Annotated in this window: 20 protein-coding genes and 1 tRNA gene; 7 read left to right on the top strand and 14 right to left on the bottom strand. The window is 61.4% G+C overall.

Annotated features, from left to right (window positions below; all coding sequences use genetic code 11):
- Positions 1-8 precede the first annotated feature (8 nt).
- The 4 genes from ACF66B_RS04075 to ACF66B_RS04060 all read left to right on the top strand — a co-directional run bounded on the left by ACF66B_RS04075 (position 9) and on the right by ACF66B_RS04060 (position 4,590).
- Entirely contained in the window at positions 9-1,748 is a 1,740-nt protein-coding gene (locus ACF66B_RS04075) for an MlaD family protein (RefSeq protein WP_111430432.1), read from the top strand.
- A gap of 10 nt (positions 1,749-1,758) precedes the next feature.
- Positions 1,759-2,382, top strand: a complete 624-nt coding sequence (locus ACF66B_RS04070; protein WP_111430433.1) for an ABC-type transport auxiliary lipoprotein family protein — start codon at positions 1,759-1,761, stop codon at positions 2,380-2,382.
- A 1-nt stretch (position 2,383) separates the two neighbouring features.
- The gene (locus tag ACF66B_RS04065; RefSeq protein WP_111430434.1) at positions 2,384-3,514 is read left to right on the top strand and encodes an ion channel; all 1,131 of its coding nucleotides are present in this window, start codon (positions 2,384-2,386) and stop codon (positions 3,512-3,514) included.
- A 65-nt stretch (positions 3,515-3,579) separates the two neighbouring features.
- Positions 3,580-4,590, top strand: a complete 1,011-nt coding sequence (locus ACF66B_RS04060; protein WP_111430435.1) for an S-methyl-5-thioribose-1-phosphate isomerase — start codon at positions 3,580-3,582, stop codon at positions 4,588-4,590.
- A 14-nt stretch (positions 4,591-4,604) separates the two neighbouring features.
- Here the strand turns inward: ACF66B_RS04060 and ACF66B_RS04055 are convergent, their stop codons facing one another.
- From ACF66B_RS04055 to ACF66B_RS04020, 8 genes are all read right to left on the bottom strand, one after another.
- Complete coding sequence (locus ACF66B_RS04055; RefSeq protein WP_111430436.1) at positions 4,605-5,552, bottom strand: acetamidase/formamidase family protein; 948 nt, start codon at positions 5,550-5,552, stop codon at positions 4,605-4,607.
- Positions 5,553-5,609: 57 nt separating this feature from the next.
- On the bottom strand, positions 5,610-6,173 hold the full coding sequence (locus tag ACF66B_RS04050) for a tetratricopeptide repeat protein (protein WP_392664089.1): 564 nt from the start codon (positions 6,171-6,173) through the stop codon (positions 5,610-5,612).
- A gap of 111 nt (positions 6,174-6,284) precedes the next feature.
- Positions 6,285-7,166, bottom strand: coding sequence for a winged helix-turn-helix domain-containing protein (locus tag ACF66B_RS04045; RefSeq protein WP_162683311.1), 882 nt, complete (start codon positions 7,164-7,166; stop codon positions 6,285-6,287).
- Positions 7,167-7,250: 84 nt separating this feature from the next.
- Complete coding sequence (locus ACF66B_RS04040; protein ID WP_392664086.1) at positions 7,251-8,564, bottom strand: branched-chain amino acid ABC transporter permease; 1,314 nt, start codon at positions 8,562-8,564, stop codon at positions 7,251-7,253.
- Positions 8,565-8,664: 100 nt separating this feature from the next.
- Positions 8,665-9,675, bottom strand: a complete 1,011-nt coding sequence (locus ACF66B_RS04035) for a branched-chain amino acid ABC transporter permease (RefSeq protein ID WP_111430438.1) — start codon at positions 9,673-9,675, stop codon at positions 8,665-8,667.
- 554 nt (positions 9,676-10,229) lie between these two features.
- A complete protein-coding gene (locus ACF66B_RS04030; protein WP_111430439.1) occupies positions 10,230-10,934 on the bottom strand; it encodes an ABC transporter ATP-binding protein in 705 nt (234 codons plus the stop codon).
- Positions 10,931-11,722 (bottom strand): ABC transporter ATP-binding protein, encoded by a 792-nt coding sequence (locus ACF66B_RS04025; protein WP_111430440.1) that lies wholly within the window; start codon positions 11,720-11,722, stop codon positions 10,931-10,933. The genes ACF66B_RS04030 and ACF66B_RS04025 overlap by 4 nt, the downstream gene beginning before the upstream one ends.
- Before the next feature lie 63 nt (positions 11,723-11,785).
- Positions 11,786-12,976, bottom strand: coding sequence for an ABC transporter substrate-binding protein (locus tag ACF66B_RS04020; RefSeq protein WP_111430441.1), 1,191 nt, complete (start codon positions 12,974-12,976; stop codon positions 11,786-11,788).
- A gap of 293 nt (positions 12,977-13,269) precedes the next feature.
- Here ACF66B_RS04020 and ACF66B_RS04015 point away from each other — a divergent pair, with 293 nt between their 5' ends.
- On the top strand, positions 13,270-15,771 hold the full coding sequence (locus ACF66B_RS04015; RefSeq protein WP_392664083.1) for a methyl-accepting chemotaxis protein: 2,502 nt from the start codon (positions 13,270-13,272) through the stop codon (positions 15,769-15,771).
- A 46-nt stretch (positions 15,772-15,817) separates the two neighbouring features.
- On the opposite strand, the gene ACF66B_RS04010 is transcribed toward ACF66B_RS04015, so the two are convergent.
- Entirely contained in the window at positions 15,818-16,894 is a 1,077-nt protein-coding gene (locus tag ACF66B_RS04010) for an Mrp/NBP35 family ATP-binding protein (RefSeq protein WP_111430442.1), read from the bottom strand.
- Positions 16,895-17,369: 475 nt separating this feature from the next.
- On the opposite strand from ACF66B_RS04010, the gene ACF66B_RS04005 reads away from it, so the two are divergent.
- On the top strand, positions 17,370-17,579 hold the full coding sequence (locus ACF66B_RS04005; protein ID WP_111430443.1) for a DUF1127 domain-containing protein: 210 nt from the start codon (positions 17,370-17,372) through the stop codon (positions 17,577-17,579).
- 88 nt (positions 17,580-17,667) lie between these two features.
- Here ACF66B_RS04005 and ACF66B_RS04000 read toward each other — a convergent pair whose 3' ends face one another.
- Together ACF66B_RS04000 and ACF66B_RS03995 are read right to left on the bottom strand one after the other, a co-directional pair.
- Positions 17,668-18,141, bottom strand: a complete 474-nt coding sequence (locus ACF66B_RS04000) for an OsmC family protein (RefSeq protein ID WP_111430444.1) — start codon at positions 18,139-18,141, stop codon at positions 17,668-17,670.
- A 17-nt stretch (positions 18,142-18,158) separates the two neighbouring features.
- Entirely contained in the window at positions 18,159-20,525 is a 2,367-nt protein-coding gene (locus ACF66B_RS03995; RefSeq protein WP_111430445.1) for a UvrD-helicase domain-containing protein, read from the bottom strand.
- 153 nt (positions 20,526-20,678) lie between these two features.
- Between ACF66B_RS03995 and ACF66B_RS03990 the strand changes: the two genes are divergently transcribed.
- Positions 20,679-20,768, top strand: a tRNA-Ser gene (locus ACF66B_RS03990).
- A gap of 296 nt (positions 20,769-21,064) precedes the next feature.
- On the opposite strand, the gene ACF66B_RS03985 is transcribed toward ACF66B_RS03990, so the two are convergent.
- The 3 genes from ACF66B_RS03985 to ACF66B_RS03975 all read right to left on the bottom strand — a co-directional run bounded on the left by ACF66B_RS03985 (position 21,065) and on the right by ACF66B_RS03975 (position 26,416).
- Complete coding sequence (locus tag ACF66B_RS03985) at positions 21,065-24,379, bottom strand: error-prone DNA polymerase (protein ID WP_111430446.1); 3,315 nt, start codon at positions 24,377-24,379, stop codon at positions 21,065-21,067.
- 74 nt (positions 24,380-24,453) lie between these two features.
- Complete coding sequence (locus ACF66B_RS03980; RefSeq protein ID WP_111430447.1) at positions 24,454-25,914, bottom strand: DNA polymerase Y family protein; 1,461 nt, start codon at positions 25,912-25,914, stop codon at positions 24,454-24,456.
- A complete protein-coding gene (locus tag ACF66B_RS03975) occupies positions 25,829-26,416 on the bottom strand; it encodes a hypothetical protein (protein ID WP_111430448.1) in 588 nt (195 codons plus the stop codon). The genes ACF66B_RS03980 and ACF66B_RS03975 overlap by 86 nt, the downstream gene beginning before the upstream one ends.
- Positions 26,417-26,732: the final 316 nt, after the last annotated feature.

Below are 26,732 nucleotides of genomic sequence, written 5' to 3'. Positions count from 1 at the left end.
GAGGAACCATGGAGACGCGTGCCAACTACGTCCTCATCGGGGCCTTCACCCTTGCCGGGATCCTCGGGCTGCTCGGGTTTTTCGTCTGGTTGGCGAAATACCAGGTCGATCGTCAATACGACTATTACGATATTCTCTTTTCGGATGTTTCCGGTCTGTCGCAGGCTGCGGATGTGCGGTTCAATGGCCTCTCGGTGGGAAGCGTGGTGAGCCTTAGGCTCGCCGAGGACGATCCCTCGCTCGTGCGGGTGCGGATCGAAATCAAGGCTGGAACGCCGGTCAAGACAGATACTCGGGCGCAGCTCCAGGTGCTCGGTGTTACCGGCACCTCCTTTGTTTCGCTTTCGGGCGGGAGCCCGACGGCGCCGGAGCCACCACCACAGCCCGCGACCGGCGTGCCAGAACTGATGGCGGAGCGCTCGGTGGTGGAAAAGCTGACGGAGGATGCGCCTGATCTCATCAGCGAGGCGGTAAGCCTTCTGCGCGACCTGCGCGGTTTTGCAAGCCGCGACAATCAGGACTACATCGCCAGCATTCTGAAGAATGTCGATCTGGCTTCGGCCAAGCTCGAGACCGCGCTCGCCGACTTTTCGTCGATCTCCAACACGGTTTCCGATGCCACTGGAGAGATAGCGGCGTTCACCAATCAACTTGCGCCGGTCGCTTCGGCGTTCCAGGAGACGCTGGCGAAGGCCGACACGATGCTGAGCGAGGCAACTACCACGTTTTCGGATGCCCAGACCACGCTCAAGACGGCGACGAACACCCTGGGCACGGCGAATGGGGCGCTCAGCGAGGCAGACCGGCTCGTCCGGGAAGACGGCGCAGCGACCCTGGCCGAATTGCGTGGCACGGTTACCGACCTGCGGGCGGCGCTTGACAAGATCGCCGGCGAAGCGAGCGGTGTGTTGCAGGACTATGGCACGACGGCGCAGCGGGCGACGGCGCGACTCGACGATCTGGAGAAGACGCTGGCGGCGATCGATGCAGTGATGACCGAGGCGAACGTCACGCTCGAATCGGTCGATTCGGCCTCGAAGAGTTTCGAGGATCTGGTTGATGGCGATGGAACCCTGCTGGTCAGCGAGGCACGCGCAACGCTTGCGCGCACGGACAAGGCTCTGGATGCCGTCAATCAGGTGCTTGACAGTGACATGCCTGCCGTCGTCGCAGATGTGCGAAATGCTGTGGCAACGGCAAACCGCGTCGTGACGCAGGTCGGCGCGGATGTCACGGCCTTCACCGGCCAGATGGCGCCGTTCGCGGCGGATGCGCAGGGCGCGCTGGCCGCGGCAGTGGATACTCTTCACAACGTCAACGGCACACTGGCGCGGCTCGATGGTGCCATGGATAGCGCGGAAAGGACTCTTTCGGCGGCCTCGACGACCTTTGATACGGTCAACGGCATTCTCGAGGATGAGGCGAAGCCTACAGCCGCTGATATCCGGCTCGCTGCCGCGCGGGTGGGGGATGCCGTCGAACAGATTTCGGCGGATCTTCCGGCGGCGGCGGCAGATTTGCGCGGGGTGATCTCGCAGGCGTCGGATGTGATGGGGCGCGTCGACACCATTGTGTCAGGGGCTGCCGGCCCGGTACAGACCTTTTCGCAGCAAGGGCTTCCCGAGTTCACGCTGCTCAGCCGGGAACTGCGCGATCTGGTTCTGCGACTTGACCGGATCGCGGCGCGGCTCGAGCGCGATCCGGCGCGGTTCCTTCTTGGCGGGCAGGCGCCCGACTACAGACGTTGATGGAGACAGGATGCGACTGACCTCTTCTCCCCTTGCCATCGCATTGCTCGCACTCGGCGGATGCAGCACGATCTCATCACTCGACTCGGCGTCCCGCAGTCTTGACACCTATGAACTCACGGCCGTCGAAGCGGCGGGGCCAGCGGCGCGGAGCGGCGGGCCGACGCTTGCCGTGAGCGCTCCGACCTCCTCGGGAGCGATCGCATCTGACCGGATCGTCATCAAGCCTGACGCGCTGCAAGTGGCCTTTCTCGGCGACGGGCGCTGGGTCGATCCGGCACCGGTCCTGATCCAGCAGCTCCTGACCCGTTCGCTTTCGAGCACCGGCCGGTTCGGCCTCGTTACGACAAACAGCACCGGACCCTTGCCTGACCACACTCTTGTGGTGGATATCGAGGCCTTCCAGGCGGAGATTGCGCCGGAAGGTGCTCCGGCACCCGTGCACGTGGTCGTGCGCCTCAGCGTCACGGTCTTGAATGAAGGCGACGGCCGTGTCGCCGCTCGCCGGCGTTTCGAGGCGGACGCACGGGCAAGCGACGACAGCGCGGCGGTGATCGTGCCTGCATTCGATACCGCGACCGAGAGGGTCCTGCGCGAGGTGGTTGCCTGGGCGGCATCGGCGGCCCGGGTCTGAGATGGCGGGCGCCCGCCATCTCTTTCGGCGACAATTCTTCCTCTTTGTATGGCTTATTGCGTGCCTCGTGTTCGCAGTGGAGCCCGCGTCCGCAGAGACTGCAGATCGTGCACGGACGAGTCTGCGGATCGGGATACATGAGAGGCCGCCCTATGCGATCAAACGCGAGGATGGCAGCTGGGACGGGCTCAATGTCGATCTCTGGAACCGGATTGCCGAAGACAGGGGCTATGATTTCATCTGGGTCGAGGATGAGGCGCGGGATCCGGATTCCCAAGTGGCGAGCGGCGCCGTGGATCTCTCGATTGCTCCGGTTGAGGTCCGCCCGGCGGATATCCGACGTATCGATTTCGGATATCCCTATGATCGGGCGGGTTACGGTATCGCAACCTCGGAAAATCGCTGGCGCGGTATCGTAATTACCCTCGCCGCCCTTGGCTCGCCGGAGTTTCTTGCGACGATAGGGATCCTCTCGCTGCTTGCGCTCGTCGCGGGCGCAGTGGTCTGGTTCGCCGAGCGGCACCGCAACGCGCGGAATTTTCCGCCGAAGATGGGCAAGGGTCTTGGCAACGGCTTCTGGTGGGCTGTGGTGACAATGACAACAGTGGGATATGGCGACAAGACGCCCATCACCAACGCTGGACGTCTCGCCGCTGTGTTCTGGATGTATGCAGCCCTTATCCTGACCTCGGTCGTGACCGCACAGCTGACCGCGCGGATCACGCGGGCCGTTGGATCCGTCGAAATTTCCACCGCATCCGACATTTCAGGCGCATCGGTCGGCACGCTGCAGGACAGCAACCTGCGCCGCAGGCTCTGGCAGCTTGGGGCGGACATCAAGGTGTTCGATTCGATCGACAAGGGGCTTGCCGCGCTTGCGTCAGGTCAGCTTACCGCGTTCGTGGCGGACGAGCCGGAAATGCGCTGGATCTCCGAGCATGTGGTGCAGGGCGACAGAATTCGGGTTCACGAACTGGCCGTTGGTTTTCATGAATACGCCATGCGTTTCCCCAAGGAATCCGCTTTTCGTGATCCGATCAATCTGTCACTATTGCTACTATTGGAGCGCGAACACTGGATGTTCGGTGGGCGCAGCTATCCAAGTGCCGGGGTTGAGTCGTCAGTGCCCTAGAGTTGCGAGTTTCCCGTTGGTTTCGATTTGGTTCGGAGACGGTTGGTGCTGCCGGGAAGAGTTTCATGAAGGTGGACGGCAAGTCATATCGCTCGCTCTGGTTGGATCACGATGGTCGCACTGTCAGGATCATTGATCAGCGATGGCTTCCACATGAATTCTGGATCGTCGGGATCGCAACGCTTGAAGAGGCTGTGGCGGCTATCCGCGACGGGCAGGTGCGTGGCGGACCGCTCACCGCAGCCGTCTGTGCCTATGGAACGGCTTTCGCGATGCTGGAGGATCCCTCGAATGCTTCGCTGATGCGGGCTTGCGCGCATCTCGCAAGCTTTGCTGCATCGAGCGCCGAGGCGGCCTGGGCGTTGCGGGAAATGAACAAGGCGCTGCTGTTTCGCCGCCCTTGGGAGCGACGCGAGGCGGCCTACAAGCGGGCGCTCGAGCTTTCCGAGGCCGATGTCGAGCATAACCGGGCAATTGGCACGCATGGTCTGAGGATTCTGAAGGATCTTGCGCAGCAGACGCCTGGTCGGCGGCTCAATATCATCGCGCCCTGCACTGCGGGGTGGCTTTCGACCGTGGATTGGGGAACGGCCATGGCGCCGATCTATCGGGCGCATGCGGCAGGCATTCCGATCCACGTCTTTCTTGACGAGACTGCAGCCGATCGGGCGAGTGCCGCGGTCATGCGCTGGGAACTTGCAGGGCAGGGGATTCCCCGGACCGCCATCACCGTCGGGCATGGTACCGCGATGATGGAATCGGGCATTGTCGATCTTGTGCTCCTGGGAGCGCAGAGTGTGACGCTCCAAGGCGATGTGCGTAATCTCGAGCCATTGAGCGGCTGGGCTGCAGTTGCGCGGGCCCATGGCGTGCCCTGCTACGCGGCTGTAACGTCCACGGCGATTGGCTGGGGCGGTTTGCCGCTCCGCGGCGATGGTGCCTTGCCGCTTGTTTCAGAGGTTGCGCCGGATATCACGCTGGCGCGAGACCTTTGCGGGCTGATAACGGAGCGGGGCATCTGTTCGGCCTGCCGGGATGATCTGCGTCGTCTCTTTCCGGATCGAATCGCGGCGTGAGCGGCCCTGTTGCTTCAGTTGAAGATACTGCGCGGCATGTAGAATGCGACGACCCAGTTGGGAGCATCGACTATCTCCGAGATGCGAAGATCGCCGCAGACTGAGCTGAGCATGTAGGCCTCGACCGCGCCCATTCCATGTAGCCTGCCCAGGAGGTCGATCATGCCTGAAACGGCAGATCTCGCGGCCTCCATGAGGTCGGGGGCTATCCCCGTGGTGACCTCGTATCCATTGGAGTCGACATGACCTGTCACGGGGGCGGGTGTCGTGAAGCGGGGGAAGGCGAGGGGTGTCGCCTTAAGAAGATCGAAGCGCAGGGTGACATCCATCCGGCTTTCGATCGCGGTGCCGCAGACTTCGCCGTCGCCCTGAGCTGCGTGAGTGTCGCCGATCGAGAACAGGGCACCACTGACTTCAATAGGAAGATAGAGGGTGGTTCCGGCTGTCAGATCCCGAATGTCGAGATTGCCACCGACCCGCCGCGGGGGGATGATCGAATGGCAGCCGTTTGCCGCCGGAGCGACGCCGAGTGTGCCGGCAAAGGGCCGGAGCGGAACACGGGCCATGTCTCCGAATGCCATCGGCGCATCCGTTCCTGTCTGATAGTGCCAGAGATGAAGGGCCGGATCGGGGAATTGATCCGCAAGAAGACCGAAGCCGGGAATGTTGGCCGTCCAGCCGAAGCCGGAGGGGGTGAAGCCATCGATCTCTATCTTCAGGATGTCGCCGGGCTCGGCGCCGTCGATGCGGATCGGGCCTGTGACGGGGTTCACGCGATCCGGGTCGTTTCGTGCAAGATCGGCTGCGGTACTTACCGGCGTGATCTGGCCGTCTGACGCGTCGCGACAGCGGAACTCGACACGATCTCCGGGAGCGACTGTCCGGACGGGTTCGAGCCGGTTGCTCCAGCCGAAATGGTGATCGCGGGCATGAATGGTGTAGCTCGGTGTGGCGGTGCACATGCCCAAAGCATATGCATCCGCTTCCCGGATCGGCAAGGGCGTCGGATGGCGGAAGGGTCAGTAGAGGCGGTCGCCGTACTTCCAGTCATCGGCGTCAGGCGTGACGACGTCGAGATCAAAATCGTTTTCGACGAGCATACGTGCCGATGTCTCACCACGCCCCGCCGCCTCGCGGACGGCAGCCTTGCCGGCTTCAACATCGCGCGGAACGCCGCGGCCCCGCATGAGATCAAGGCCGTAGTTGAACTGGCCGATTTCGCTGCCCGCGACCATCGCGCGCCGGTCCCATTCGGCGGCCTGGTCTGGTGCTTCGGGGCCTCCAAGGCCGTTGTCTTCAAGCCAGGCCATCCACTCCATGGCCTCCGGATTGCCACGATGCGCGAGGTGTCCGAACAGTTCGCGGGCCGTGACGTTGTCTCCGGCTTTGGCAGCAGCATAGCCGTAGATGCCCAGCATGGGATCCGCCTCGTCATGGCGGAGGCGATCCAGTGCCCCGCGGATTGAAAGCTCTTCGGGATTGAGAGTGCCCTCCACACTACCGTCGATGCCCTGCTCGGCGAGGGCCGGGCTGGCGATTCCGAGGGCCGTGATTGCTGCTGCCACTCTGAGGCTCTGCCACATGAATCTCTTTTCCGGATCTGTCTGGATCGATGGGCTCGATTTGAGCACGGGTGGGCCGCCGGAGTGTCAGGAGCCTGCGAAATCGTTGCAAGAAGTTTGCAAAAAGCTCGGTCAGGTTGTTGGTGCTCGGTAGCCATGGCCATGCACTGTCTCGATCAGGGTCGGGCGCGAGCGATCGGGGTCGAGCTTGCGGCGGAGTGTCAGAATATGCTGATCGAGTGCGCGGCTGTTCGGCATGAAATCCCGGCCCCACCCGCTGTCATAGAGCGCATTCTTCGAGAGAACGTCGCCGGGGCGGTCTGCAAGACATCGCAGAAGGCGAATATCCCGCGCCGTGAGATCGATTTCTAGGCCGGGGCGTCGTCCGGATAGGCGGCGAGGGCTGACGTTCAGATCTCCAATGGTGAAGGCATCGGGATCATCAGTGGGATGCGAGGCCGAGCGGCGCAGGATGCCGCGACGGGCGAGTGGAAATGCGGCGAGGGCGGCTAGCGCAAGCACGAAAGGAATTGCCAGCCGCCAAGGGCGGGTTTGGGGCTCGAACAGCGCCGCGGTGAGGGCATCCGGCGTCGCTCCGATCATATCGGCAAGCGCTGTTCTGTTGGCGAGGAGGCAAACATGGTCCGGGCGTGCAAGGCAGTAGCGAAGCGTCTCTCCGCTCGCATCGCTGGCCTCCCACGTGGCCGGGTCGGCCGAGATGCGGAGGGCGTCGAATGCAGGCAAGGCTCTCAGAGCCGCGGCGTCGATCAGGTGAGGGAGTGAGTCCGGATCTGGGTACATAAGCTGACCTGACGCATCCCATACCGCGGCAGCCTCGACAATCGGAGAGGCTGAGATGCGGAACCGCACGGAAGCGGGGTCGCCGGATCCTGCCGCGTCCGCAATCGCCTCGCCAAGCGAACGCAATTGAACCTCTGCATTCGTGAGAAGCTCGTCGGCTTGCGCTGCCGCGCCAGCAAGAACAATTGCCGCCAGAAGCAGCGCTTTCAGCACAGGATTTCCCTTTCGTTCCGGAACACGCATCTTGCTGTTCCAGAAGCGGACCGCAATCAAACCTTGGTCGCGAGCAGGGATGGCTCAGCGACCCTTTCGCTCGGGAATAAGGCCGCGAGGGGCAAAGCGCAGGACCAAAAGAAGGATGAGTCCCATGAAGAATGGGCGGAGATGCGCTGCACCTTCGAGCAGGTGATTGCGCAGGAAACCCGTGGGATCCATACCCGCAGTCACCAGTTCCATGAGCCAGCGTCCAGCAGGCTCGGCAATCACCCACACGTACCAGATCACGAAAGCGCCCAGCACCGCCCCCCAGTTGTTGCCTGAGCCACCGGCGATCACCATTACCCAGATCAGGAAGGTGTAGCGGAGCGGGTTGTAGGATGACGGGGTGAACTGGCCGTCGAGCGTGGTGAGCATTGCACCGCCGATCCCGACAACGGCCGAGCCGATAACAAAGACCTGAAGATGACGGCGGGCGACGTCCTTGCCCATAGCTTCGGCCGCATCGCGGTTGTCGCGGATTGCGCGCATCATCCGTCCCCAGGGCGAATGCAGTGCACGCTGGGACAGCCAGAGAATGGCAATGAGAACCACTGTGAAGAGGCAGGCATATGCGAGACGTACGGCAATCGTCGACGCCGTGGTCGGATCGGTGCCGAGACGGTTGGCCAGCGAGATCAGCCAGTCGGCCGATTGCAGGTCACGCTCATAGGGAACCGGGCGGGGCAGGCCGGTCACGTTCTTGACCCCGCGCGTCAGCCAGTTCTCGTTCTTGATGACGGCAAGAATGATCTCGGAGATGCCGAGGGTTGCGATGGCAAGGTAATCGGAGCGCAGGCCCAAGGCGATCTTGCCTATGACATAGGCTGCGGCCGCGGCGAACAGCCCGCCGACTGGCCAGCCGATCAGGATCGGGAGGCCGACGCCACCGAGATAGCCTTGGGCGGCCGAATTCACCGCCTCGATCGCGTCGGAGGCTGGGTCCAGGAAGAGACGCATCACTCCATAGGCCAAGAATACGAGGATCAGGGTGACTGGCCCGCGGTAGGCCGTGATGCGGCTTCTCACGAACAGGATGAGGGCGAGAAAGAGGGCGATCACGAGTGCCGTGAGGCCCAGATTGATTCCACCGGCAGCCCAGGCGGCTGGGACCGGGGGCATGGCTGTGAGTACTGCGCCAACGCCGCCCAGAGCCGCAAATCCCATGATGCCGACGTTGAAGAGCCCGGCATAGCCCCACTGAATATTCACCCCGAGCGCCATTACCGCCGAAATCAGGCAGAGGTTGAGGATCGCGAGCATCACCTGCCAGCTCTGGGCGAGACCGACGAGGAGGAGGAGTGCGGCCATGCCAGCATAAAGGATTGGCACACGAAAACGGTCGAAGAAGATCATGCGCGATCCCTCCGGCTTTGAATCCACACGAGATGATCGCTCTGCCGGACTCGGGCAGGTGCCTGAAATGCTGGAGGCAGAAAAGGCCGAAGCAGCTGTCTCATATCACTCGCCCCCGGAATATGCCTGTGGGGCGGATCAAGAGCACAACGACAAGTATGATGAAGGAGACCGCAAACTTGTAGTCGGTGCCGAGAAGCTGCACCAGGCCGTCAGGCTGCAGGTCCTCGGGAAGGAGGTATCGCAACACGCCTTTCCAGGCGTATGTTACGGTCACCTCCGAAAAGGCAACGATGAAGCCGCCAGCAATTGCCCCGAGCGGCTGGCCGATCCCTCCGACGATGGCAGAAGCGAAGATTGGCAGCAGGAGCTGAAAATACACGAAGGGTCTGAAGGACTTGTCGAGGCCGTACAGCACGCCGGCAATGGTGGCGAGGGTCGCGGCGAGGATCCAGGTGATGCGCACGACACGGTCCGGATTGATGCCCGAAAGCAGTGCGAGATCTTCGTTGTCAGAGAATGCCCGCATCGCCTTGCCTGTACGGGTCTTTTGCAGGAACCAGAAGACGAACGCGACAACAATGATCATCACGAGCACGGTAACAAGCTGGCTGGTGCGAAGCGCAAGCCCCTGGTCGAGGCCGGTCCACGCCTTGAAATCACTCACCCGGAAAACGAAGCGCGCGCCGTCTTCGAAGCGCTGGTCGCTGGTGCCAATAAAAAGGCGGGTCAACGCGTTATAGATGAACATGACCCCAACAGAGGCCATCACGAAGACGACGCCGGGGCTGCGCTGTCGACGGTAGAATCGGTAAACCATCCGGTCGGTGCCGAGGGCGAGCAGGATTGCAGCAGCGATGCCCGCAGGCATGGCGAGGAGTGCGGTCGGCAGAACCCCTAGAGAAATGCCGGCGGATTGAAGCCCCCAGGTCGCAAGGATCGTGACCATGGTGCCGAAGGCCATCATGTCGCCATGGGCGAAGTTGGAGAAGCGCAGAACCGCATAAATGAGCGTGACGCCTAGTGCGCCAAGTGCGAGTTGAGAGCCATAGGCCAAGGCCGGGATCAGGACGAAGTTCGAGAGCAGGACGAGTGCGTTCCAGAAGTCCATTGATGCTCCCATTGAAGGTTCGGTTGCGCCGCAGAGAGTGCCTTTCTCTCAGGTGTGTGACACCTCCGGCAATCCGTCAAGCCCGGCCTGCACGTCGCTGGCAGCGTTGGGTTGGAGAAGCTCCAAGATATGGTGGCTTGAGCAAAAAATATACGAAAGCAATGTACTGTGAGGAAGCAAGAGAGATGACCCCTCGAGGAGAATATTTGATCCGCAATCCGTTTCGCCATCGGCCAGCACGGTGCCTGGAAGCCTCGACCCAAGACCGCCATCCGGACCTGGCGCACTCACATGCCGCTATTCGAAATCAGAAACACTTGGACTTGCGCTCTTGGGAAGTGGCTGCACAGTCCGGCGAGTGATGAAGACATACGCAGAAGCAAGCCCTGTCAGGTGATTTGCTGTCTCCATTTTGAGATCCACAGCTGTGCGGGCCGGGTGCTCGAAGCGTCTATTGTCACACAGTCTCACGACAGCATCAGTGCGATGGCGTGGAGAACCGCCGCATTATCGCTGAGGTGAAAGGGGGGCAGCATAGACGCTGCCCGTAACAGTCAGCCGCCAAGAAATGTCCGGCGGACTTCCGGATTTGCCAAAAGCGCTTCGCCGGTGTCGGTGTAGCGGTTCTGCCCCTGAACAAGAACATAGCCGCGGTCGGCAATGTTGAGCGCCTGGCGTGCGTTCTGCTCAACCATGAGAATGGCGAGCCCGGTTGCGGCGATTTCAAGAATCTTGTCGAAGAGCTCATCCATCACGATGGGCGAGACGCCCGCGGTCGGCTCGTCGAGCATCAAGACCTTTGGCTTTGTCATGAGCGCGCGGCCCACTGCGACCTGCTGCCGCTGTCCGCCGGAGAGCTCACCCGCTGGCTGAAGACGTTTTTCGCGCAGGATCGGAAACAGGTCGTACACTTGCTCCATCGTGTCGGAGAAGTCGTCGTCTCGGATGTAGGCGCCCATCTCGAGATTTTCCTCGACCGTGAGGTTCACAAAGACATTGCTCGTCTGGGGAACAAATCCCATGCCCGCCTTGACTCTGTCCTGAGGAGTGAGCGCAGTTATATCACGCCCATCAAGCGTTACTGCCCCGGAGCGCAGCTTGAGCATTCCGAAGACGGCTTTCATCGCGGTCGACTTGCCCGCACCATTGGGGCCGACGATCACCGCAATCTCGCCTTTCTCCACGCCGATCGTGCAGTCGTGCAGGATGTCGGCTCCTCCATAGCCGCCGGTCATGTGGCTGCCCGAGAGATAGCTCATGGCTGGCGCTCCGCGCGGGCAGGCTTGTTCTTGAGACCACGACCGAGATAGGCCTCGATGACGGCTTCGTTGGCCATCACCGCGTCGGGGGCGCCCTTGGTCAGAACCTTGCCCTCGGCCATGACGATGACGGGGTCGCAAAGCCGGGCAATGAAGTCCATGTCGTGTTCAATGAGGCAGAAGGTGTAGCCGCGCTCGGTGTTGAGCCGCTTGATTGCTTCGCCAATGGTGCGCAGAAGCGTGCGGTTCACACCGGCACCGACCTCGTCGAGAAAAACAATCTTGGCATCCACCATCATCGTGCGGCCGAGCTCGAGAAGCTTCTTCTGGCCCCCCGAAAGATTGCCCGCAAGTTCGTCGGCAACATGGGGGATTTCCAGGAAGTCGATGACTTCATCAGCCTTTCGCCGCACTTCCGCTTCTCGCGCCTTGACGCGGCCGGGGTGGAACCAGGCATCCCATAGCACTTCTCCGGGCTGCGCAGGTGGTACCATCATGAGATTCTCGCGCACTGTGAGCGTCGGGAATTCGTGGGCGATCTGAAAGGTGCGGAGCAGGCCCTTGTGAAAGAGCTCGTGCGGTGGAAGGCCGGTGATTTCGCCACCATCGAGAAAGACCCGACCCGAGGTGGGTGTGTAGTGACCGGCGATGACATTGAAAAGAGTTGTCTTTCCCGCCCCGTTTGGGCCGATGAGGCCAGTTATGGAGCCTTGAGCAACCTCGATCGAGGCGCCGTCGACGGCGCGGATTCCGCCGAAATGCATATGGAGGTCTTCAACACGGATCACCTGATGGCGGCTCCCGGTGCGGGGCCCGGTCCGCTTGGCGCGGACCGGGCCAATAACTGTATCTCAGCGATACTCGATTGTTTTCGGCGCGTTGTCGACGATTTCATAGACCCGGTAGGAACCTTGGGCTTCGCCCGGCCCGATGAGTTCCACGCCCGATGCGCCGACGTAATCGATGTCGGTGCCGGCAGCTGCGAGTTCGAGCCCTTTGGCGAGTTCGCCGGGAAGGATTTGTTCTCCCGGTGCATTTGCGACTTCCATGAGATGGTCGCGGATACCGGTACGGTCTGCCGAACCGGTCGCAGCCATTGAGAGGGCAATCAGGGCCGCGGCATCATAGCTCTCGGGAACGTAGGTGCCGGTGGGGTCCATGCCGGCTGCTTCGGCAACCTTGGCGAAGGCATCGGCGCCCGGGCCTTCGGTGCCTGGAAGTGTGCCGATAACCTTGCCGTTGATCTCTGGTCCGACGGCGTCAATCAGGCTCTGGCCATACATCCCGTCGGCAAAGACGAAACTCTCGAACGCTCCGGTGTCAAGTGAGGCCTGCACGATGCCTACACCGCCCTGGTCGACGTAGCCGAAGACCATGAGTGTCTCGGCGCCCGAAGCTTGAAGTGCAGCGACTTCGGCGGAGTAATCGCCCTTTCCGTCCTCATGACTTTCGCTCAGTGCGACGGTTCCGCCTTCGGCCTCGTAGGCAGCTGCGAAGCTGTCGGCGAGCCCCTTGCCGTAATCGTTGTTGGTATAGGTGACTGCAACAGTGTCGATGCCGCGGCCCTTGACGACGTCGGCGAGCACTTCTCCCTGACGCGCGTCCGAAGGCGCCGTGCGGAAGAAATAGCCGTTATCGTCAATCGTGGAGAGGGCGGGCGAGGTCGCCGATGGCGATACCATTACGACGCCATTTGGCACCGCGACATTATTGGCGATTGCGGTCGTCACGCCCGAGCAGTCAGCTCCCATGATCGCAACGACATTGTCGGAGGTCACGAGTGTCTCGGCGGCGGTGGTTGCCGCGGCCGCATCGATGCAGGTGGAGTCGCCACGGATCACGTTGAACGTGGCGCCGCCGGGAAGCTTGCCGCTGTCGGACGCTTCCTTGAATGCCAGTTCGGCGCCGCCGGCCATCCCCGGCGTAATCGACTCCAGCGGTCCGGTGAAACCGAGGATGATGCCCACATTGACCGCGTCCTGGGCGGAGGCTGCTCCGGCCAGAAGGGTTCCTGCGGCTGTCGCGAGCAAGATGCGTCTCATATGAAGTCTCCCGGAAGAAAACATTGATTTCAGGCTCCCATCTGGTGTCCCGGGGCGCCGGGCGAGATTCGTTGCACCGAGATTAGCCGCTTGGCGCAGCATCGCAAGCGGCGTGCCTGAAATCATATGCTGCCAGGCCATCTGCCAGGCAGCAGCCGGAAGGAAAGGCGTCAACGGGCGCTTAACGCTTGTCCGCTATCGGCAAGACAGGAAGACCGCCGTGCGACCAGCGGCTGCAACAGCGCCGGGTTCGACGCGCGTTTTCACCAGACAAGTACAAGGACCAGTTCGGCATGACCGCATCGAAGCTCAAGACAGGTGGCAGTCTCGTCGTTCGGATCGGCAGTATGCTGTTTCTGCTCGGCATTCTGATCGTTGCATCGACAGTTACAGGTTTCGTGGTATTCCGCGGATTCTCGCAGTCTACCGCTCAGTTTCAAGGTGAGCTGGTTCCAAGCCTTCGCGAAAGCTCCGAGATGGTCGACACTGCTGGAGATATCGGCCGGGGGCTGTCGGCTGTCCTGATGGCGGGATCGGAGGATGACCTGCGCGCCGCTGCGGAACAGATCCGATCGGCGATCGAAACACTGCGCGCTGCGGCCAGGGGGCTCGGTGAGAATGCGCCGCCGGCGATGGACGCTGATTTCGATGCTCTTGAAACGCTCGTCCCACGGCTTGTGGCGGCACGCATTCAAGATATCGGCATGGATGAGCGCACTCTTTCGGGAGCGGATGATCTGACCGCTGCCGCAGGGATCGCCACGGATGGCATCGCGACGTTGCAAAAAACGCTGCTTCTGGACGTGTCGCGTGGTGACACCGTCTCTGGCTCGGCAGGATTGCCGCGTGTGCGCGATTTGCTCGACCGGTCGATATCCCTTGAGCGGGCAATCCAGAGCATCCAGTCGGTTGTTCTGACTGGCGCGTCTGCTGACGATGCCGCAGGTGTCGAAAGGGCAGGCCAGACGGCAGACGAGCTGGCTTCCCGGATCAACGACCTCAGCGCTGCGCTCAGTCTGGACGATGCGGTCACCGCAGCAATCGACCAGGTCCTGACCCAGGCGGCCGGAGACGAGAGTATTCTCGATGCCCGTGGTGCGGTGATCGAGGCGCGTGCGGATGCCGACGAGGCATCTTCACTGGCGGCGGCAAAGGTTGACGCGATCGCTGCCGCGGCGCGGGGGCTGGGTCAAGGGTCGGTTTCCGAGATCGGTTCGGCAAGCGAAGATCTTGCTGGATCGGCGGCCCGTGGCCGCGCGATCATGCTCATCATCGGTGCGATCAGCGTCGCCGTTCTGGCATTTACGGCTGTCGGTTCAATGATTTTTGCAGTGAGGCCGCTTCTTGCACTCACCCGTGTGACGGAGCGACTTGCGCAGGGAGACATGGCGCCGGTCCAGGGCTTCGAGCGGCAGGGAGGCGAGATTGCGCGTATGGCGGCCGCACTCGGGGTCTTCCGCAACAACATGCTTGAACGGACACGCCTCGAGGAGGAGGAGCGCGAGAGAGAGGTGGAGGCGCATCGTCGCGAGGTCGAGGCACGGGGGCGGGCGGAAGCGGAACAGCGCGCCCGGGAAGATGCCGAGCGCAAGCGCAAGGCCGAAGCAGAGGCCGCCGAACGTGCACGCGAGGCGAGCGAGCGGCTGCAGAAGGAGGAAGCTCGCGCAAAGCTCGAAGCCGAGCGCACGGCGCATGCGGCGGAACAGGAGCGTATCGTTTCGGCTCTTGCCGCAGGTCTCAAGGGGCTCGCGGCGGGCGATCTGGATACTCGCATCGATAATCGATTCCCGGATGCCTATGAGCAGCTCCGCGTCGACTTCAACGACGCTCTTGGCACACTTTCCGAAGTGATCGGCGGGCTTGCGGAGAGTGCTTCACGGATCGACAACAATTCGTCCGAGATTGCATCGGCCTCGAACGATCTCTCACATCGCACGGAGGAACAGGCAGCGGCGCTCGAGGAAACCGCAGCGGCGCTCGAAGAGCTTACGGCAAGTGTGCGTGCGGCTGCGCAGCATGCGGAGCAGGCGGATCAAAACGTCACGGCGACCCGCAACAATGCTTCCGAGAGTGGCCGCGTCGTGCGTGAGGCAGTCGCAGCAATGGGGGAGCTCGAGAAATCCTCGGAGCACATCTCGCAGATTGTGGGTGTGATTGATGATATCGCCTTCCAGACCAATCTCCTTGCGCTTAACGCAGGCGTCGAGGCGGCCCGTGCCGGCGACGCCGGACGCGGGTTTGCGGTTGTCGCGTCAGAGGTCCGGTCGCTCGCCCAGCGTTCGTCGGAAGCCGCGAAGGAAATCAAGGCGCTGATTTCGGCGAGTTCCGATCAGGTCGAGCGGGGCGTGGATCTGGTGCGGCAAACGGGCAGCTCTCTCGAGACAATCGTAGATGCCGTGAGCGGCGTGGCAAAACTCGTGAGCGACATGGCCGCGGCGGCGCGGGAGCAGTCGGCCGGACTTTCGGAAATAAACACGTCGGTCAACCAGCTTGACCGCGTGACGCAGCAGAATGCGGCGATGGTGGAGGAGGCGACCGCAGCAAGCAATGACCTCAAATCGGAGGCTCAGACGCTTGCCGGGCTCTTCTCGCGCTTCAAGGCAAGTTCTATCAGGAGTGCGCGAACCTCCAGCAAGGATCATAAGCCCGCCGGGAGTTCAAAACCCGTGTCTGCATCGCGCCCCATTCGGCCGCAGGGCAATAACAAGCCTGCGCCGCGCCGGGTGGCGGCCGTTGCGGGAAGCCCGGCCGCCGTAGCGCGTCGGGAGCCGGTCGATGACTGGAGCGAGTTCTGAATACCCGCCGGGCCCCTGTTCCGCGACCTGGCGCCAGACCTGCGCCCTAGACGTAACCGGCGTCGATGAGACGGCGAGCCATGGAGCGGAAGGCGCCTGCTTCCGGGCTCTCGGGGTGCGATACGACAACCGGCACGCCTTCATCGCCGCTGACCCGGATTCGGAGATCCAGGGGCACCTCGCCGAGGAAGGGCAATCCCTTCCTCTCGGCATCCGCTCGCGTCCCGCCGTGTCCGAAGAGATGCGCCTCATGGCCGCAGTTGGGGCAAATGTAGGTCGACATGTTTTCGACGAGACCCAGAATTGGCGTCTTTGTCTTCTCGAACATGTCGATGGCCTTGCGGGCATCGAGCAGGGCGACATCTTGTGGCGTCGAGACCACGATCGCGCCGGTAAGCGCGTACTTTTGTGAGAGGGTGAGCTGAACATCCCCCGTGCCGGGTGGAAGATCGACGAGCAGAACATCGAGCTCTCCCCACTGGACCTGACCCATGAGCTGCTGGAGCGCGCCCATCAACATGGGGCCGCGCCAGATCACTGCCTCACCTTCTCCAACGAGGAGACCAATGGACATCATCGTGACGCCATGACCGGTCAGCGGCATGATCTTTTGTCCATCGGGCGACGCGGGGCGGCCGGAGACTCCCATCATGCGCGGCTGGCTCGGACCATAGATGTCGGCATCAAGCAGCCCCACCTTCTTCCCCGCTTGGGAAAGGGCCACTGCAAGATTGGCGGCCACTGTGGATTTCCCGACGCCGCCCTTGCCGGAACCGACGAGGATCACGTGCTTGAGGCCGGGCACGGCGGAAGGTCCGGTCTGAGGGGTTGGATGACGCCCGACCTTGAGGGAAGGGGGCTCCTTCTGTGGCGCGGGTCCATGTGCGGTCAGCACTGCAGAGGCTCGTTCGACACCCGGCAATGCCGCGACAAGGCTTTCGGCACTGGCGCGAAGCGGCTCGAGTTTTGGTCCCTCTGACGGATCAACTTCAATCACGAAACGCACGGTCCCACCCTCGACGGAGAGCGCCCGGATCATGTCGGCGTCAACAATGTTCTCGCCGCGTCCTGGAACCTCCAGCTTGCGCAGCGCGGCAAGTACCGTTTCGCGATCGATGGCCATGGACTCTCCTTTCCTGCATTCGAGGCGCAGGTTTCGCTCTCCGGGGCGTTCGTTGCAAGCGCCAAAGCGGGCTCTGGGAAGCGTGTTTTGCGGGCAACCGCCGTCGGCGAGATCTTTGCAAACGGTAAATCGGCTTGCGCAGGACGCATGGCAGACTTGAGCATTCGTCCGGTTGTCCAGAGCGCGAGACCACGTATATTGCAATGCAACATAGAGGGAAACGGACGGGCATGACCCGGCGTGGACCGAACAAGTCCGGCGGCGCAACGTCTTCGGGAGAAACGGCAGAGGCCGCATATCCCGAGTTGGCGGGCAGATAGATGCCAAGCCCCAGCTGGTCAGACAAACCGGAGGAATTTGCGGATGGCCATGAGGGCCATGTCGCACAGGAACGGCCATCGCGCAATTGCGAGGGCATGAACAGATATATCCGCTACGGGGATCCGCCCGGGCGGTCGAGACAAGGAAGTGAACGATGACCGACGCAGTTCTTTACAACCGTGACTACAGCTTCGCCAACGAAACCGGCTTTGTTGCGCGCTTGAAAAAGCGCGTTGCCGACTACCGGCTGTACCGGCGCACTCTGAATGAGCTTCGTGCTCTCGACACCCGTGATCTGAACGATCTCGGTCTGTCCCGCTTCGGCCTCAAGGCCATTGCCTGGGAAAGCGTTTACGGCGCGTAAGTCTTGACGCGGCTGCGGCTGCATCAATTCGAACTGTCTCGATGGGGCCGGGCGTTCGCGTCCGGCTCTCTTCGTTGCGGAGCGGCTCTCAGAAAACTTCAGAAAAACGGGCCTCGATCGTCACGGGGAAATTTACCGAGCGGGCGATGAAACAGACGTGGTGAATCTCACCGTGGATCGCGTTTGCCCGATCGAGATCGCTTCCGTGGCGGACATGTATGTGCGGGCGAAGCACCGCCGACACGAAACGGCCGGCGCCGTTGGCTGCCGTTTCGCCATGAGCCAGTGGGCTGTCCTCGTAGGCCATGACGATGATGCCGGCATCGCTGGCGAGATGCAGATACCAGAGCATGTGGCAGGCTGAGAGGGCAGAAAGAAGAAGATCCTCAGGATTTGGAAGGGCAGGGTCACCGCCAAGCATGGGATCGTTCGAACAATGGATTACCGGGCGACCCGGCACCTCAATCGACCATTTGCGGTCATAGGCGCGGTAGCCGCTGGTGCCGTTGCCGCGATTTCCGGTCCAGACAACGTGAGAGGTGAACTCATGGTACCGGGGCATCACGAGAAAAGCCTTTGTCAGAACGGGATCGAATCTGCTTCCGTCACGAAGCGCGAGACGACGTTCTTGCGCCCCGCCTTCTCGAAATCGATGGTGAGTTTGTCGCCTTCGACGGCCGCGACCGTGCCATAGCCGAATTTCTGGTGGAAGACCCGCGTCCCGGGGTCGAAGGCCGCCACGGCCTCGGCGTCGATCACCATGCTTCGTGTCTCGCGCGGCTGGGAAACCGGGCGGTTGCCGGCGCGGGCTTGCATCCGCTTCCAGCCGGGGGAGTTGTAAACGTCGGCTTCTGCAGCCTTCTCGGCGAGGCCACCATGGCCTTCATCAATTCTTCGCCCGCCCGCAGGGCCGCCGCCATAAAGGCCGGGTGGAGTCAGAACCTCCACATGGGCTGCTGGCAGTTCGTCGATGAAGCGGGACGGCAACTGCGATTGCCATTGGTTATAGACGCGGCGGTTTGCCGCAAAGGAGATCGTGCAGATCCGCTCGGCCCGGGTGATGCCGACATAGGCAAGACGACGCTCTTCCTCGAGACCCTTGAGGCCATTCTCGTCCATTGCGCGTTGTGAGGGGAAAAGTCCGTCCTCCCACCCCGGAAGGAAAACACATGGGAATTCCAGTCCCTTCGCGGCATGGAGTGTCATGATCGAGACCTTCGCGGTGCCGTCATCCTGCTCGTTCTCCATGACGAGAGAGACATGCTCCAGAAACCCCTGGAGATTCTCGAACTCTCCCAGTGCCTTTACGAGCTCCTTGAGGTTCTCAAGCCGACCCGCGGCATCTGGCGAGCGCTCTGCGCGCCACATGTCAGTGTAGCCGCTTTCGTCGAGGATCTGCTCGGCGATCTCCACATGATCGGTCTCTCCGGCACGCACGAGGGCATGCCAGCGGTCAAAACCGGCCACAAGCTCACTGAGTGCCTTGCGGCCGCGGGCAGCCAGGCCGCCCTCCACGACAAGTCGCCGCGCGCCCTCGAGCAAGGAGAGTCCATTCTCCCGCGCGACGCGATTGATCTCCAGCACGGCCTTGTCTCCTAGTCCGCGCTTGGGCTTGTTGACGATTCGCTCAAAGGCAAGGCCGTCATCAGGGCTTACGGCCACGCGGAAATAGGCCATGGCATCACGAATCTCGGCCCGCTCGTAAAAGCGCGGCCCGCCGATTACACGGTAGGGCAGACCGATTGTAAGAAACCGGTCTTCGAAGGCACGCATCTGATAGGATGCTCGTACCAGAATTGCGATGCCATCGCGGGAGATCGGGTCAAGACCTCGGGTGCCATTCCCGAAAGCCTCGATCTCTTCGCCGATCCAGCGCGCTTCCTCCTCGCCGTCCCAGTGGCCGATGAGGCGCACGCGCTCCCCTTGGTCAAGCTCTGTCCAGAGCGTCTTGCCGAGACGGCCTTCGTTCGTTGCGATCACGCCGGAGGCAGCGGCGAGGATGTGGGGCGTCGAGCGGTAATTCTGCTCCAGCCGGATCACCTTCGCGCCCGGAAAGTCCTTCTCGAATCTCAGGATGTTGCCGACTTCCGCTCCCCGCCAGCCGTAAATCGATTGGTCGTCATCGCCGACGCAGCAAATGTTCTTGTGCCCGCCCGCCAGCAGGCGGAGCCAGAGATACTGCGCGACGTTGGTATCCTGGTACTCGTCTACGAGGATGTAGCGGAACCAGCGCTGGTATCTTTCCAGAATGTCCGGATGCGCCTGAAAGATCATGACCACATGCAAAAGCAGATCGCCGAAATCACAGGCGTTGAGCGTCTTCAGGCGCTCCTGGTATTGCGCATAGAGTTCGCCTCCGCGGCGGTTGAATGCGGCGGCCTCGGATGCGGGAAGTTTCTCTGGTGAAAGGGCACGGTTCTTCCAGCCGTCGATCAAGCCCGCGAGCATTCGCGGAGGCCAGCGCTTCGCATCGATGTTTTCAGCTTCGATGAGTTGCTTGAGCAGCCGAAGCTGATCGTCGGTGTCCAGAATGGTGAAGTTCGATTTGAGACCAGCGAGTTCTGCGTGGCGGCGCAGGAGCTTGACCGAAAGAGCATGGAACGTTCCAAGCCAGGGCATTCCCTCGATTACTCCGCCGACGAGGCTGCCCACTCGGGTCTTCATTTCGCGGGCAGCCTTGTTGGTGAACGTGACCGCGAGGATCTCGTTGGGCCTTGCCCGGCCTGTATTGAGCAGATGTGCAATGCGCGTCGTCAGGGCACGAGTCTTGCCGGTACCTGCGCCGGCAAGCACGAGAACGGGTCCGTCGAGTGTCTCTACGGCGGCGCGCTGATCGGGATTTAGGCCGTCGATATAGGGTGCGGGTCGCGCAGCCATCGCGCGTTCCGACAACGGCCGTGCTGCGGCCTCGAAGGCTTCCGTTTCGTCTTCTGACCAAGTGCTCATGGCGGGAGATTACGCGGCCCGTTTTGAAAAGGGAAGCCAGTGTTCTCCTTGTGTTCGTCGGGCGGCGATGATTATTTCAAATTGAACCGGCGAAGCGTTCGTGGTTTACGGCAGCGATGGATCCGGGCATTTCGGCCCGGATGAAGTCCTTCAGGAAGCGTGGCCGAGTGGTTGAAGGCACTGGTCTTGAAAACCAGCAACGGGGTAACTCGTTCGTGGGTTCGAATCCCACCGCTTCCGCCAAATTGATATCGAATTTGATTTCGATAAAATCAAAGAAGAATCTTTGTCTGAGAAATATTTCTTCGATGGCATCTGTATCTTGTTGTGCGATGCGATTTCAGAATTGAAGAAATTTACTTCAGGAAATTTGATCGCGGCGCTGTGGTGGCTGCCGTGGTCATCAAAGCCGGAATATGGCGATTACAGATTTCGATTGCGACGTTGGTGTGGGCGTTGATGACGCTCCGAAGACGGTCACTGGAGGGTGGAAGCTTGAAGCTCTCTCATCGCGTGTCTCCTGTTATTGTCGGCGGTCCCTAATGGAAGTCGCGACTCGGGAACAGTTGCTTGGCTTGCTCGCGCGGATGGCGGGTGCCGGCTGGAGGATGCGAGAAGCGGGAGGGGGAAACGGCCGGGGACTGGGTGACGCCAGCCATGTCGCCTGAAGGATGATCGAGTTCAGCGAGTTTGTGAGACAGATCCTCGATCTGATCAGAGATAAGGTGAATGACAATGCCCTCGCGTTCCAGCCGCCCGGTTACACGCAGCAATCGCCCAGCCATCACGATGCGCCGGAAACGGCGGTAAACGCGAGGCCAGATGACAATATTGGAAACGCCTGTTTCGTCTTCCAGCGTCAGGAAGATCACACCTGAAGACGTGCCGGGTCTCTGACGGGTGATGACAAGTCCGCAGACGGTGAGGCGCTGCAGCGGGGCTGTGGGCAGTTGATTGTGCGGGGTGAGGCCGGGGATCGATGGGCGCAGGAGTTCCATCGGATGAGCCCGCAGCGTAAGCCGTGTGGCGACGTAATCCTCGATGACCTCCTGGCCTAGATGCATCAATGGCAGATGGACGGGGGGTTCGCGCAGACCTTCTCCATCCAGCGGATCGGAAAACAGCGGAAGCGGTACGGGCGTGCGGATCGCCCGCACCTGCCAGAGCGCATCACGCCGGCTCAGCCCCATGCTGGCAAAGGAGTCGCTTTCAGCCAGACGTTCCAAGGTGGCGGGTGCGATCCCTGCCCGCAACCAGAGGCTTTCGGGATCGGGATAGCCATTACCTCGCGCCGCGACGATCCAAGCCGCATCCTCGGCGCGAAAGCCTTTGATCTGGCGCAGCCCGAGCCGTAATGCCAGCTGCCCATCCGCGCGCGGCTCAAGCCTGTGATCCCATTCTGACTGGTTGACACATATCGGGCGCACCTCGACCCCGTGATCGCGTACATCGCGCACGATCTGCGCGGGGGCATAGAACCCCATCGGCTGCGAATTGAGCAGTGCGCAGGCAAAGATCGCCGGATGATGGCATTTGAGCCAGGATGAGACATAGGTCAGCATCGCGAAGGCGGCCGCGTGGCTTTCTGGAAAACCGTAATCGGCGAATCCCTCGATCTGCGAGAAACACGCTGCAGCGATGTCCTGAGTGTAGCCGTTCTTCAGCATCCCCGTGATGAAGCGTTCCCGATGTGCGGCGATCGTGCCCATACGGCGGAAGGAGGCGAGCGAGCGGCGCAGTTGATCGGCTTCTTCGGCAGAATAGCCCGCGCCCACGACCGCGATCTGCATCGCTTGCTCCTGAAACAGCGGCACGCCCAGCGTCTTGCGCGTGACTTCTTCCAGTGCGGGACCGAAGGGTTCAGGGGCCTCCAGCTTCTGCCTGCGGCGGATATATGGCTTGACCATGCCGCCTTGAATGGGGCCCGGGCGGACGATCGCGACCTCGATCACGAGATCATAGAATTCCCGAGGCTTCATTCGGGGGAGGAAGTTCATCTGCGCTCGGCTTTCGACTTGAAATACCCCCACCGCATCGGCGCGTTGCAGCATCGCATAGGTTGCTGGATCTTCCTGAGGCACCGTGTCGAGCCTGTGACGAATTCCATTATGGGCGTCGAGCAGATCGAATGCCTTGCGCAGGCAAGTGAGCATTCCAAGGCTGAGTATATCGACCTTGAGGATCTCAAGTGTATCGATGTCGTCCTTGTCCCATTCGATCACCGTGCGATCTTTCATCGCAGCATTTTCGATCGGACAGAGTTCGTCGAGGCGGCCCTTCGTTATAACAAACCCGCCGACATGCTGTGACAAGTGGCGAGGGAAGCCAATCAACTCGCCGATCAGGCGGATCGTCAGGGCAAGTCGCCGATCATCAGGGTTCAGGCCCAGCTCGCGGATATGCTCGGGATTGACTCCGCCATTTGACTGTCCCCAGATCTGGCACGACAGTGCCGCCGTCACATCGGTTGAAAGCCCCATCACCTTGCCCACCTCGCGGATCGCGGCGCGGGTGCGGAAATGGATCACCGTGGCACAGAGCCCGGCACGGTGACGTCCGTATTTTTCATAGATCCACTGGATCACTTCTTCACGACGTTCATGTTCAAAATCGACATCGATATCGGGTGGCTCCCCGCGATGGCGGGAGATGAAGCGCTCGAAAACCATCGCTATCATGTCAGGACTGACATCCGTGATCCCCAGCAGATAGCACAGCACCGAATTGGCTGCAGAGCCTCGTCCCTGGCACAGGATGCCGCGGCGGCGGGCTTCGGCGACGATGTCATGGACGGTCAGGAAATAGGCCGCATAATCCAGTTCTCCGACGAGGCGCAGTTCCTTGTCCGCCAAGGCATGGACACGGTCCGGGGCGCCGTCGGGGTAACGCCGAATTATCCCCTCGCGGGCAAGACGTTCGAGGCGTGCTTGTGGAGCTTCGCCTTCGCTGATCTCGTCAGGATATTCGTAACTCAGTTCGGACAAATCGAAATTGCAGCGCGCTGCAATTTCCAGCGTTTGACGGATCGCTGCCGGATGATGACGGTAAAGCCGCACCATGTCGGGAGCGCCTTTCAGCCGTCGCTCGGCATTGGGCAGGGCACGGGTGCCGATCTGGTCGATGGTTATACCTTCGCGCAGGCAGGTCAGCACATCGGCCAACGGGCGACGCTTGCCGTGATGCATCAGCACATCGCCAATAGCGACCATTGGTGTCGAGCAGCGCAGCGCCATTGCCGCACAGTCGCAAAACCAGCTCTGATCCGAACCGTCGTATCTTGGTGCGGCGCCCAGAAAGACAGAACCCGGATAGCAGCGAGCGAGCCGCTGCAGGGGCTTACATGCGGTGGCCATACCGGAGATCGGCAGTGCAATCAGGATCATGCCCTGACAACTGGCCTCCAGATCGGAGAGACCCAGATGGCATTCGGCCTTGCTGGCGCGCCGCTTGCCCCGCGTCAAGAGCCGTGCCAGCCGGTGATAGGCCGTCCGGTCGGTAGGCAGGGCGACCCACTCCACCGAGGTATCGCGCAGCATCAGCCGGGCACCTACGATCAGCTTGGGGAGTTTCAGCATCCTTGGGCGTGGCAGATCGCGCGGCTGCCCCACCTGCTGACGCGAACTGGGATCGATCTGCTGGGTGGAGCGGATGCTCAACGCCTCCTCGGCCTTCTGACACAAGTTGTGCAGGGCTGAATAGGCTCGCACCACACCTGCCAGCGAGTTGCGGTCAGTAATCGCGATTGCTTCCAGGTTCAGTTCGGCGGCTCGCAACATTAACTCCTCGGGATGGGACGCGCCGGTGAGGAAGGTGAAGTTGGAGGTGACACAAAGTTCGGCATAGGCGTGTGGCATTGAGAACGTGCTGCCTCCGTCGTCTGACAACAGCTCGCGGGATATATCTGGAAAGGAGGGAAGATCGGCTTTGATCACGCAAATTCCCCCTGCACGAACCACCCCGGACTTTGCGGTGTGTAGAACAGCCAGAGGCGGCGCCCCTCGCGTGTGTCAATTTTCCAATAGTCACGCATGCCAGAACGCCATGCGTCGTCCGACAGCCACCATTCGGGCGCGATCCGTTCTGGGCCGATGGCGCGGGCAGTGGTCAGGTGCAGACGACGCCAGCAGAACCGCTGGGGGGGATGGGAGCCGCATGCCGTGATCGGCTCTGGCGGGAACAGCCGGATCGGGCGTGGGCGCGAGGAAATCCAGTTGGATTCTGGTTGGCTGAAGGCTGCGGGTGCGATGAGAAAACTGTGTTCGGGGATATGGCTGTCAGCAGGCAGAAGCCGCTGGATATTTTCCAGACCGATCCGGGTGCCGATACGGGTGATCAGATCGCTTAGCTGATTGGGATTGGCCCGAACGGTTACGTGGCTTGTATGCTGGATGGGCAGGGGCTCGACTTGCGTGGCCTCCAGCCGGATCTGGTCTATTCCAAATCCTGCGTCCACATTACTCACGCCACGTTCAAACAGGGGCAGGATGCGGGAAGCATCGCGCATCGGTGCGGCTAGGTGCAGTTCCACCCGCTGGCTGTCCAGATCGACCCGGCGCAAGCTCAGCGTCAGGTGGCGTGCGCCTGTCTGTTGCATTGCCAGCTTGTCGCAGAGTGGGCTCAGCAACCGTGCGATGACCGCCATCACATCAGGCATCCGTCCGATCGGCTCGGGCAATGTCATGCGGGTGGCGTAGTGTGGCGGCTCGGTTTCTGGAGTGATGGGCTCGGGAGCATGGCCCAACGCCTGATCAAGGCGCAGCAGAAGGTCAGGGCCGAACCTGCGTGCGAGTGGTGCGCGGGCGGTGGCCCTCAGATCCGCGATGCTGCGCAGTCCCAGCCTCTGCAGGCCGATCATCGTCTGGGGGGCAAGGCGCAGTGCCGCGACGGGCAGGTCATTCAGTTCTCTCCCGCCTTCGGCAAAATGCGCGAAAGCCCAGGCCGCGCCGCGCGTATCTGCGCACCCCAGCCTTAGTGTCAAACCCGCTTGCCTGGCCCGGATGCGCATATCCTCCAGCATTGCGGCTTCGCCCCCCCAAAGCCAGGTTGAGCCTGTAACATCCAGCATCAGTCCATCCACGCCGTCCTGGCCGACCCAAGGGCAATAGCGCGTGGCCCATCGGCGCAGGGCCGAGAGGAAACGTGCATCCAGATCGCAGCGGGCGGAACGGCTGGTCAGTTCGGGAGAAAAGCTGCGTGCATCGGCAAGGCTCATGCCGCAATGCAGTCCTCGCGCCTCGGCCTGCGCGTTGAGGCCATAGATCCGCTCGGTATTGGCCTTTCTCAGCGTGAGTACGAAAGGGCCTTCAACTGGGCATATCCGTAGTGCCCGCTCGATTGCCAAGCGCGGAAACCACATGCAGACGATGCGTCTCCGGATTCCATCGAACATTCCAGGCTCCGGGTGTTCCTGATTTGTTCTTGATAATTTCCCATCGCATCAGAGTCGAGTCATCCTTCTCGGGATCGAAGATCGGCGTGGCCCGCCAGCGCGTCTCGGCTGCATTAGATCCCATCCCCTCTGGGATGATACACAATCCCGTTGTGCTCCCCGACTTGGCTGCGAGTTGAAGCCTGCGCCCTTCGCGCAGGTTCAGTGGCCGGGTAATTTCGATCACGACGAACGGCAGGGTGCCATCTCTCAAGGCTTCTTCTGCTACGGCCAGACTGTCGGTTTGATTCCGAGTGCAGACAAGCAGTAGATCCGATGGAGTCAGAAAGGGAATGAAGCCTGCGGGATGCAGTCTGTCCGCACGCCATGCTTCATGCACCCAGAGAAAGGTGCATCGCGTCAAAGCGGCTGTAATCGCGGTAAAGGCAAAGGCTGCGGGACCGCAGATTTCATGTACGCGAGCGGCGCGAAGAGGGAAGGAGGGAAGATAATGACGCGGCATGCTCAATATTTACGGAAATGCTCCACAATTTCAAACGACCCTGTTCACTCTATCCACGATAACCTCCTTGAGATCCGGGTCCCAGATTTCAAGCGTAATAAAATGTTTTCATCGAAATATTTATAAAATACATTTTTATTAAATTCCAATTAATCTGAAGATATGATGTTTTTTTGAGGATGCACTTTCGACTGATTAAAATTTGCAAACCTTCCAATATTCTGTGGGGCCTGAAAGTTGTCGGTCGAGGGCATCAGACGCGCCCCCACCGCGGAAGGGTTTGCGGCCCTTCCGTGCTGATGCGGTGACGCGTACC

The sequence above is a fragment of the Amaricoccus sp. B4 genome (genome assembly GCF_043226085.1).
GTDB lineage: Bacteria > Pseudomonadota > Alphaproteobacteria > Rhodobacterales > Rhodobacteraceae > Amaricoccus.
Note: the sequence above shows the minus strand (reverse complement) of the source record. Positions and strands in the feature narration are given on the sequence as shown.

Bases quoted from the DNA above. Each gene is read 5' to 3' on its own strand.
- ACF66B_RS04050 (WP_392664089.1), bottom strand. From the start codon at position 6,173: ATGTGGCAGAGCCTCAGAGTGGCAGCAGCAATCACGGCCCTCGGAATC.
- ACF66B_RS04055 (WP_111430436.1), bottom strand. From the start codon at position 5,552: ATGTGCACCGCCACACCGAGCTACACCATTCATGCCCGCGATCACCAT.
- ACF66B_RS03975 (WP_111430448.1), bottom strand. From the start codon at position 26,416: ATGCCGCGTCATTATCTTCCCTCCTTCCCTCTTCGCGCCGCTCGCGTA.
- ACF66B_RS04040 (WP_392664086.1), bottom strand. From the start codon at position 8,564: ATGATCTTCTTCGACCGTTTTCGTGTGCCAATCCTTTATGCTGGCATG.
- ACF66B_RS04060 (WP_111430435.1), top strand. From the start codon at position 3,580: ATGAAGGTGGACGGCAAGTCATATCGCTCGCTCTGGTTGGATCACGAT.
- ACF66B_RS04015 (WP_392664083.1), top strand. From the start codon at position 13,270: ATGACCGCATCGAAGCTCAAGACAGGTGGCAGTCTCGTCGTTCGGATC.
- ACF66B_RS04000 (WP_111430444.1), bottom strand. From the start codon at position 18,141: ATGCCCCGGTACCATGAGTTCACCTCTCACGTTGTCTGGACCGGAAAT.
- ACF66B_RS04010 (WP_111430442.1), bottom strand. From the start codon at position 16,894: ATGGCCATCGATCGCGAAACGGTACTTGCCGCGCTGCGCAAGCTGGAG.
- ACF66B_RS03980 (WP_111430447.1), bottom strand. From the start codon at position 25,914: ATGTTCGATGGAATCCGGAGACGCATCGTCTGCATGTGGTTTCCGCGC.
- ACF66B_RS04020 (WP_111430441.1), bottom strand. From the start codon at position 12,976: ATGAGACGCATCTTGCTCGCGACAGCCGCAGGAACCCTTCTGGCCGGA.
- ACF66B_RS04030 (WP_111430439.1), bottom strand. From the start codon at position 10,934: ATGAGCTATCTCTCGGGCAGCCACATGACCGGCGGCTATGGAGGAGCC.
- ACF66B_RS04005 (WP_111430443.1), top strand. From the start codon at position 17,370: ATGACCGACGCAGTTCTTTACAACCGTGACTACAGCTTCGCCAACGAA.
- ACF66B_RS04065 (WP_111430434.1), top strand. From the start codon at position 2,384: ATGGCGGGCGCCCGCCATCTCTTTCGGCGACAATTCTTCCTCTTTGTA.
- ACF66B_RS04075 (WP_111430432.1), top strand. From the start codon at position 9: ATGGAGACGCGTGCCAACTACGTCCTCATCGGGGCCTTCACCCTTGCC.
- ACF66B_RS03985 (WP_111430446.1), bottom strand. From the start codon at position 24,379: ATGCCACACGCCTATGCCGAACTTTGTGTCACCTCCAACTTCACCTTC.
- ACF66B_RS04070 (WP_111430433.1), top strand. From the start codon at position 1,759: ATGCGACTGACCTCTTCTCCCCTTGCCATCGCATTGCTCGCACTCGGC.
- ACF66B_RS04035 (WP_111430438.1), bottom strand. From the start codon at position 9,675: ATGGACTTCTGGAACGCACTCGTCCTGCTCTCGAACTTCGTCCTGATC.
- ACF66B_RS03995 (WP_111430445.1), bottom strand. From the start codon at position 20,525: ATGAGCACTTGGTCAGAAGACGAAACGGAAGCCTTCGAGGCCGCAGCA.